Genomic DNA, 8,936 nt, shown 5'->3' on the forward strand with positions numbered 1-8,936 from the left:
CCCACCAACGGTAGTAGTCCGCGATCGACTAGCTGACTAGTAGCATAAAGCCACCATCGACCGCCTTCTAAAACTAGATTTTCCGGTGGAAAACACAGCATGAAAACTAAATCGATCAGAGAAGATAAAATCAGTACTGCACCTGCGGTTTTAAGCGCTAGAGGGGTCAGGAAACTACTAACAATAGGTTGCATAGTCTAAATTATTGAGATGTGTCAGATGTGCGCTCCGACCAGTGAGCGATTGGTAAATGCGTTGTGTGAGGATCTAAAAACCTAGATTATCTTGTTTTGGGTAAGTTCCCCGCGATTTGCTGAGGCAACGCTTCGCGAACGTCACCAAGTCTCGCCTAAAATCTAATTACTCAGTTTATCTGTTATCTCGCGCTTTATGACTCCTAAAGTTGATATTTATCCCGATCGACAGGCACTAATAGCCGCAGCCCTAGAGACGATCGTCGCCCGGATCCATACCGCCATTAGCGAACGTCAGACTTGTTCGATCGCGCTTTCGGGTGGTTCGACGCCACAGCCCTTGTATGCGGCTTTGGCTCAAGCCGATTTACCGTGGGATCGCCTCCAGATTTTTTGGGGTGACGAACGCTATGTGCCAGCTACCGACCCCGATAGTAACTATGGCATGGCTAAGCGCGTCTGGCTCGATCTGGTACCGATCCCAGCCGCAAATATCCATCCAATGCCAACGCACTTCGATCGACCGCAACTAGCCGCTGAGGAATACGAGCGTCAGACCTTAGCTCAGTTTGGGCTAGAAACTGGGTCGATTCCCGTTTTTGACATCATCCTACTGGGGATCGGCGATGATGGGCATACAGCCTCTTTATTCCCCCATACAGCAGCTTTATCAGTCGCCGATCGACTGATAACTGTCGGCGATAAAGATGGGCAACCTCGGATTACTTTTACCTTTCCCCTGCTCAATCGCGCCCGGTGTGCGATCTTCTTGGTCGCAGGCGCTAGCAAACAACCCGCGCTAGCCGAAATCTTTGCACCTACGGGTGACATTCATACTTATCCATCGCGCGGCGTCCAACCTCAAGGCGAATTGCTCTGGCTGCTAGACGCAGCCGCTGGCGAGCGGCTAGCTCCTCGCTAAATCTACCCTTGTGTAGTAGCAAGTACATAAAGATTGAATGCCTATTTCTGGTAAAATCGAGACAGACCAAGTCTCTAAAATGTCCGGTCTTATCTACCCCGATCGGACCAACTTCGCAAGTAGAGTGCCTGTTCGAGACAGTATCCCAAAATTGATGAAAACAGCCTCAAAACTTACTTCTAAGTACCAAAACTATCCACTATTCACTATTCACTTAAGACACTGTCTTGATTCGCTGTCTTGACTGAAACACATGCGGAGGTGCCCTCCGCATGATTTCAGTCGCTAAACTGTCGGGAACCCCGACGAGCGCGAATCGCTAGTAAACTTGTTTTAATACAAGACGTGAGTAAGCATAAGTCTCTAAAAATTAACATCAGATTTTTATGATTGTCTGTCCGAACTGTAAGCACGATAACCCTGAAGGTGCCACTAACTGCGAAGCTTGTTATACAGCCTTGCCAGCAACCAAAGCTTGCCCAAACTGCGGTGCATCAATTCAGCTTGATGCTACATTTTGCGGACAGTGCGGTTATAGCCTCAAATCTGCCGCAGCTCAAGACCCAATTTTGCTACCGCCACCAGCGATCGCGATCGAAGCGACCCCTGCTGCTGGTAGTATCGGTCTGCCACCGACAATATTGACAAATCCCGAAGCGGATCTGTTTGCCATCCCATTAGCGCCAGCCGAGTCAGCAGCAATTGCCGAGGAGTCACTCGCCCCCATTCCAGAACCGCCACAAGTAGAGGCGCAGGTATCCCCCATCCCCTCATCAGCACCGACACCAGTCCCGGCTCAGCCACAACCAGCACCCCATCAGCTATTACATCTTCAATCCAATACTCCGATCGAGATTCCGCCACATTTACAAGTAATTCACTTGGGTAAGCCCAATGATTTGGTCGCTCCCGACATTGATGTGTCGAGTTTCCCCTGTGCGGAAGTAGTCTCGAGAGTTCATGCCAATATTCGCATAGAAGGAGAAAACTACTACATCGAAGATGTGGGCAGTGCTAATGGCACTTATATCAATCACAATGTTCTCGCCAAAGGTAATCGCCACTTGTTACGCTCTGGCGATCGGATCGGTCTGGGTAAAGGCGATTTGGTAACTTTTATCTTTCAAGATGCACCTGTGTAAGTAACATCACGCGCACGTGCGATCGATGCCGATCCTTCTCTTGAAAAATCAATCTAGCGATCTTCAGCCAAATCTAAGCTAAGTAAATCTCAAAATATGCTCTGACTCAATCCCAATTCCCGATCGACTCAAATTAGCTTAATTTATCCACGATCGATAGAGCCAATCGGCTCGAATAATTTACCGCTCGACCTTCCGAAGATCGATGCCGATCCGCAACTAAATTCAACCAACTTAATTCAGTTACGATGAAAAGTTATTGAATACGATTAGCTCACTTCTCACCAGCCATGATTCAAGCACCGCCCGCAATCGTATTAAGTCTTCTCAATTCAATTCCCGTCCAAAGCTGGACATTCCAACCGGAAGATATCGTGCGGATCGGACGGGCAACAGACAATCAGGTGGTGCTATTTAGTGCTGTAGTCTCTCGATACCATGCCCAATTGCGCTGGAGTGAAGAGACTGGTTGGTGCTTGTACAATATCAGTGCAAACGGTACTTATATCGATGGGGCAGCAGTCAAGGAAATCGCGATCGTCGATGGAATGATTATTCGATTGGCAACATCAGGGCCAAAAATTCAGGTTAAAGTGGAGTAGTTAGTGAATAGTGAATAGTGAATAGTGAAATCTAACTGCGTAGTTGAACTGGCATGACTAAATAAGTCATTTTGACACCACCTAAAGGGGTAAGAATGACTGGTTCGAGTGGGCCATTGAGACTGATAGTAATCTCTTGAGTAATGAGTGTTTTCAAGCCATCCATCAAGTATTTGATATTAAAAGCAATATCCAAATTTTCACCAGAAACCTGCGCGGTGAGAGATTCTCGACCGCTGCCGCGATCTTGACTTTCGACGGAAAGATCGATCGATTGACTGGTATTATCGATACTAAATTTGACCAAATTGCTCTGGTCTGCGAGCACGGCAATTCGCTCTAATGCGCTGAGAATTTGCTTACGATCGAGGGTAACTTGGCGTTGGAACTGCTTGGGAATCAATAAGCGATAATCGGGATATTTCCCTTCCAATGTCCGCGTCGTTAATTTGCGATGCTTTCCACAGCCAAATACTACCTGTCCCTGCTCCAGTTGCAACCCCAATCTGTCACCATCTTGCCCGGTTGCGAGCATTTTTTCGAGTTCGCGGAGTGCCTTGGCGGGAACCGTCACTTCAAACGATCCAGTGCTTGCCGCATCGGGTGCTTCCTGGTCGCTGGGCACCGTGTCAGACTCGTTTGGGTACACTTCAACAATTCCCAAGCGATGACCGTCTGTAGCGGCAAATTCCAACCGCTCTGGCTCGACTTTGAGATAGACCCCCGTGAGGACTTGCTTGCTTTCATCCTGAGAGCAAGCAATCAGCGAACCCTTTAAGCCATCGATAAAGGCAGTGGCTGAAAGTTGGTTGGTTTCACCCTGCTCGATCGATGGTAGCTCGGGAAATTCTTCGGCGCTCATCCCCCGCACCTGATAGCGACCCGATGCTGATGTAATCGTAACTAAGTTTTCCCCTGCCTCATCATCGAGGGTAATTTCGCCACTCGGTAATTTTGCGACGATATCATTTAATAACTTCGCTGGTAGCGTCAATGTCCCCTCTTCTTCTACTCTTGCTAGAAAATTAGTTTGGATACCGAGACTCAAATCGAAGCCAGTGAGCTGGATGCAGTCTGGATTCGTGGTGGCGTCAATTTTGATATTCGCTAGCACTGGATGAGTAGGACGTGTAGAGACAGCACGACTGACTAGGGCTAAGTTAACGTTCAGATCGTGCTGAGTACAAACAAATTTCATGAATTAGTGAATAGTGGATAGTGGATAGTGGGTAGATGGTGGAGGGTAGTAGTAGGGTGGGCATTGCCCACCATCTAGGTTTCCGGCTTTGCTGGTGTCATAGACATTGGCGACGATTTATAAATCTCGATCGAGATTAATTACCCTAATTTACTCCGGACTTGGAGCTTAAAGAAGTCGCCATTTTCGATCGTTTGCTCGATCGTATATCCAGCCATTTTGAGGCTGTCGGGTACTTGCTCGATCGGTTCGCCAGCATCGAGCCATACTTCTAACAACTCGCCAGCAGTCATCTGTTCGAGTTTCATTTTCGTCCGCACAAAGTTAATCGGGCACGGCGTCCCACGGAGGTCTAGTTGAGTCATTTGTTTAGTGGATAGTGGATAGTGGATAGTGGATCGTTAACCCAGATTTGGAGGTTTGGCTTCGTAGCACCCTACTCAACCTACGTCGATTATTTAATCCTCATTTCTAACCCTGTTTCCTGTAATTGCTATTCACTATCCACTATCCACTATCCACTACTTAAAGACATTCCCAAAGATACTCCCAATCCCACCTTTGCCGACCCGTTCGCCGCGAATTTTGGCGAGTTTTTCGAGGAGGTCGCGTTCTTCTTGGCTGACTTTGGTGGGGATATCGATTTGGAGCGTCAGTAAATGATCGCCGCGACTGACTTCATTACCTAGGCGCGGGACGCCTTTTTGTTCGAGTTTGAGGACGGTATTGGGTTGGATTCCGGCGGGGATATTTAATTCGGTGGGGCCATCGACGGTATCGATTTGAATATGGCTGCCCAGAATTGCTTGGAGATAGCCGATCTTCACTTGCGAGAGAATGTTAATTCCTTCACGGCGGAACTTGGCATCTTCTTCGACATGAAGATAGACGTAGAGATCGCCTGGTGGGCCGCCGCGCAAGCCAGCGTCACCTTCTTTACCGATGCGGAGTTTGGTACCGTTATCGACTCCTTTGGGGATGGATATTTTGAGTTTTTTGGTTTCCTGTTTGCGTCCGGCACCGTTGCAAGCTTCACATTTATCTTCGATGACCTGACCGTCACCATTACAGGTAGGACAGACCGATACTTGTGTAAAGTTACCGAACGGGGTGCGGGTATTGCGGCGGACTTGTCCGGCTCCGCCGCAGGTGCTACAAGTTTGGGGTTGCGAGCCGGGTTTAGCACCAGTACTTTTGCAGGTAGTGCAGGCTTCCAGGTGAGGAATGCGGATTTCTTTCTCGCCGCCAAAGATGGCTTCTTGGAACTCTAACTTGAGGTCGAGGCGCAGATCTTCGCCTCTAGAAGGGCCATTGCGACGACGTGCTGTTTGTTGTTGCCCAGCACCACCCCCGAAACCACCATTGAAGAAGGCGTCGTAGATATCGGCGGAAATGCCCCCCTTGTAGCCCATATCGCCATAGCCTGGGGGCGCACCACGACCCGATGATACTCCAGCTTCGACAAAGCTTTCGTAACGAGCGCGGAGTTCGGGTTCGGAGAGGACTTCGTTGGCACGATTGATTTCTTTAAAAGTATCTTCTGCCCCAGGCTCTTTGTTGACATCTGGGTGATATTTCCGCGCCAGTCTACGATAGGCGCGTTTAATTTCTTCCTGGTCGGCATCTCTGGAGGTGCCAAGGATTTCGTAATAGTCGCGTGCCATACAGAGGTTCTATCTTACAAGTAGTGGTAGGAAGCAGAGTCGGGGCTAGTCTCAAAATCGAGTGTTGTTGCGTCTACACTATGCCAATAGTGCCAGTAGCCTCTGCCTCAGACGATCGGCGCTGCTAGTTCGATCGCAGGATATATGATTCGACTCTGGCTCGATCGCATTTACCGCTATCGCAATTTGTGCTAGCGATCGACACTAACATTTCGATCCTCATTGTAAAGGAATCAGGACTAGGTGATGGAGTATTAACCGTAATATTTTATTCTCTATGTCCCGATCGCTCGATTTGCTATTCTACAACCTCATAGTCTGTCGTTGCCGTCTCATCATCATAATCTAGAGTGAGCGTACTGGAAACCTTTTTTGGTGGTGGGGGTGGCGGTGGTGGCGGCGCGGCAGCACGACTGAGTGGTGCGTGTCGTCTGGGTGGATTGTCGCTGGGAGGACGCTCGGTAGTGGAGCTACTGGGAATCGTCCCTTTTTGATAGACAGCCGTACCCATCGCGAAAATCTCTTGTTGGAGCTTATCGATCGCTTGCTGGACGTTTTCGAGGTTGGCAGACGGTTCGAGCAGCAACATTTGCAATTGGCGGGCTGTCTTTTCGGCGCGCTCGCGGAGATTGTCATCGATGAGATGACCGTTATCTTTGATGGTGGTGTCATAGGTGTGGAACAGGGCATCGGCTTGGTTTTTGAGTTCCACCAGTTGGAGTCTGCGCCAGTCATCTTGAGCGTAAGTCTCAGCTTCTTTGCGCATCCGCTCGATATCGACGTTATTGAGTCCACCCGTATTGGTAATCGAGACGGTTTGTTCGCGTCCGGTGCCCCGATCTTGAGCTGAGACCTTCAGAATGCCGTTGACATCAATATCGAAAGAAACTTCAATTTTGGGTACCCCACGGGGCGCAGGCGGGATGCCTGAGAGCAAAAATCTACCTAGGCTTTTGTTATCTTTTGCCATTGCCCGTTCGCCTTGGAGAACGTGGATTTCGACGGAGGTTTGACCGTCAGTGGCGGTCGAAAATTCTTGACCTTTACTGGTGGGAATGGTCGTATTCCGCTCGATGATTTTCGTAAAGACTTCGCCCAAGGTTTCGATACCCAGCGATAGCGGTGTCACATCCAAGAGCAGGACATCTTTGACATCTCCACCGACGACACCCGCTTGGACGGCAGCACCCATCGCTACTGCTTCATCGGGATTGACAGATCGATCGAGTTCTTTACCGCCAAAAAAGTCTTGAATGGCGCGTTGGACTGCCGGAATCCGGGTCGAACCGCCCACTAGTAAGATCCTGTCGATATCTTTAGTTTGGAGATCGGCGTCTTTGAGCGCGCGTTGAACGGGTTCTAATGTCGATTCGATCAGCTTGGCGACCATTTCTTCAAACTTAGTTCGCGTCAGCTCGATCTCCATGTGCTTGGGGCCTTGAGCGTCGGCGGCGATAAAGGGAAGATTGATCGACGTATTCATCATCGTCGAGAGTTCGACCTTGGCTTTTTCAGCGGCTTCGCGTAGCCGTTGGAGCGCCATCTTATCTTTGAGCAAATCGATATTTTCGGTCGTGCGGAAGTGTTTGATCATCCAGCGGACGATTTCATTATCAAAGTCATCCCCGCCTAAATGGTTGTTACCAGAGGTGGCTTTGACTTCATAGATGCCATTCCCGAGCTGAAGGATCGACACGTCGAATGTCCCCCCGCCGAGATCCACCACCATGATTTTTTGCTCGGTATTGGCTTTATCCAATCCATAAGCTAGCGCAGCGGCAGTCGGCTCGTTGATAATCCGGAGTACTTCGAGTCCCGCGATCGTGCCAGCATCTTTCGTAGCTTGGCGTTGGGCGTCGGTAAAGTACGCTGGCACCGTAATTACTACTTGCTCGACTGGATGACCCAAGAAATTTTGGGCATCTTTTTTGAGCTTTTGGAGGATCATCGCCGATACCTCTTGTGGCGTATAAGTCCGGCCTCGAATCTGGACATCCACAGTGTTATCTCGCCCTTTAATACAGTTGTAAGGGACGCGATTGCGCTCTGTTTCGGTGTCTTCCCATCGTCTGCCGATAAAGCGTTTGATACTATAGACGGTATTTTCCGCATTAGTAACGCCTTGACGCTTGGCGAGTTGACCGACGAGTTGTTCGCCGCCTTTGGCAAATCCAATGATACTAGGAGTGGTACGACCGCCCTCCGCATTGGAAATGACGACAGGGATGCCGCCTTCTAGAACAGAGACGCAGCTATTGGTTGTACCGAGGTCGATGCCGATGACTTTTGCCATAAACTTGAGGCAATATTTAAAGAATGGAAAAACGAGGGATCTAGCATTAGCTAGAGATTAATCCTCGATCGCACGATCGCTGCTGTGGCGAGTGAGCAAGCCCACGCGGGTCGAGATGGCTGTCATGCGATCGAGTGAGGGTAGAATAGGCTGCTACCGATTAAGCAGCGTCGAAATTCGTCGCGTCTTCTGCCGACAATTGCTCGGGTGGCGCGGCGACTTTGACCAAGGAGTGTCGAAGAATCCGATCTCCTAAGTAATAGCCGCGTTGCAACTCTTCAATTACGGTACCTTCAGGATGTTCCTCTGTGGGTTGCCGCATCACCGCTTCGTGGAGATTGGGGTCGAATTGCTGTCCTTCGGGACGCATGGGCGAAACCCCAATCCGCTTGAGACTTTCGACTAATTGTTTGTATACACCTTGATAGCTTTTGTGAATCCCTAATTCCCCATCGTTTTGAGGTTTAATTTGAGTTCTAGCACGCTCAAAGTTGTCTACAACACTCAAGAGTTCCACGATCGTGGACTGTTTAGCGCGAAGTTCCGTCTCTTCTTTTTCCTTGCTATTGCGCTTGCGGAAGTTATCAAAGTCAGCAGCAATTCTCAGATATTGACTTTGAAAGGCGTCCCGTTGATTGGAAATCTCCGCCAACTTAGCCGTCAATAACTGAACTTCAGATCGATCGGTTGGGTTCGACTCGGGTTCGACGGTGCCTGCTGGTGTCGCTCCTGGGGGATTAATAGCATCAACATTAGTACTCACCCCTTCTGCGGCCACTTCTGGCGGCGAAGTAGTTGGGTCGTTAGTTGCGGCTACGGTCTCCACCGTGGGCTGCGGCGATTCGGTTTCTAATGGTAGCTGGGATGACATCGGATCGTCACCGGGTTGAATTGGCTGTTGTGGGGTTTCACTCATCGTTC

The 8,936-nt window shown here is 49.5% G+C and carries 8 protein-coding genes and 1 pseudogene; 3 read left to right on the forward strand and 6 right to left on the reverse strand.

What is annotated here, in order from left to right:
* Positions 1-194: pseudogene (locus tag RMO52_RS19110) on the reverse strand (hypothetical protein); the annotation flags it as partial.
* A gap of 196 nt (positions 195-390) precedes the next feature.
* Between RMO52_RS19110 and pgl the strand changes: the two are divergent.
* The 3 genes from pgl to RMO52_RS19125 all read left to right on the forward strand — a co-directional run bounded on the left by pgl (position 391) and on the right by RMO52_RS19125 (position 2,860).
* On the forward strand, positions 391-1,116 hold the full coding sequence (gene pgl / locus RMO52_RS19115) for a 6-phosphogluconolactonase (RefSeq protein ID WP_310417416.1): 726 nt from the start codon (positions 391-393) through the stop codon (positions 1,114-1,116).
* A 386-nt stretch (positions 1,117-1,502) separates the two neighbouring features.
* A complete protein-coding gene (locus tag RMO52_RS19120; protein WP_310417419.1) occupies positions 1,503-2,258 on the forward strand; it encodes an FHA domain-containing protein in 756 nt (251 codons plus the stop codon).
* Positions 2,259-2,548: 290 nt separating this feature from the next.
* Positions 2,549-2,860: an FHA domain-containing protein gene (locus RMO52_RS19125; RefSeq protein ID WP_309742764.1), complete on the forward strand. Its 312-nt coding sequence runs from the start codon at positions 2,549-2,551 to the stop codon at positions 2,858-2,860.
* A 31-nt stretch (positions 2,861-2,891) separates the two neighbouring features.
* On the opposite strand, the gene dnaN is transcribed toward RMO52_RS19125, so the two are convergent.
* From dnaN to grpE, 5 genes are all read right to left on the reverse strand, one after another.
* Positions 2,892-4,058: a DNA polymerase III subunit beta gene (dnaN, locus tag RMO52_RS19130; protein ID WP_310417422.1), complete on the reverse strand. Its 1,167-nt coding sequence runs from the start codon at positions 4,056-4,058 to the stop codon at positions 2,892-2,894.
* A gap of 140 nt (positions 4,059-4,198) precedes the next feature.
* On the reverse strand, positions 4,199-4,423 hold the full coding sequence (locus RMO52_RS19135; RefSeq protein WP_309742767.1) for a sulfurtransferase TusA family protein: 225 nt from the start codon (positions 4,421-4,423) through the stop codon (positions 4,199-4,201).
* Positions 4,424-4,579: 156 nt separating this feature from the next.
* On the reverse strand, positions 4,580-5,722 hold the full coding sequence (dnaJ, locus tag RMO52_RS19140) for a molecular chaperone DnaJ (protein WP_310417425.1): 1,143 nt from the start codon (positions 5,720-5,722) through the stop codon (positions 4,580-4,582).
* Positions 5,723-6,020: 298 nt separating this feature from the next.
* On the reverse strand, positions 6,021-8,015 hold the full coding sequence (dnaK, locus tag RMO52_RS19145) for a molecular chaperone DnaK (protein ID WP_310417429.1): 1,995 nt from the start codon (positions 8,013-8,015) through the stop codon (positions 6,021-6,023).
* A 160-nt stretch (positions 8,016-8,175) separates the two neighbouring features.
* Positions 8,176-8,931 (reverse strand): nucleotide exchange factor GrpE, encoded by a 756-nt coding sequence (gene grpE, locus RMO52_RS19150; protein ID WP_309744770.1) that lies wholly within the window; start codon positions 8,929-8,931, stop codon positions 8,176-8,178.
* Positions 8,932-8,936 lie beyond the last annotated feature (5 nt).

The organism is Chamaesiphon sp. OTE_8_metabat_110 (assembly GCF_031382685.1).
Classification (GTDB): domain Bacteria; phylum Cyanobacteriota; class Cyanobacteriia; order Cyanobacteriales; family Chamaesiphonaceae; genus Chamaesiphon.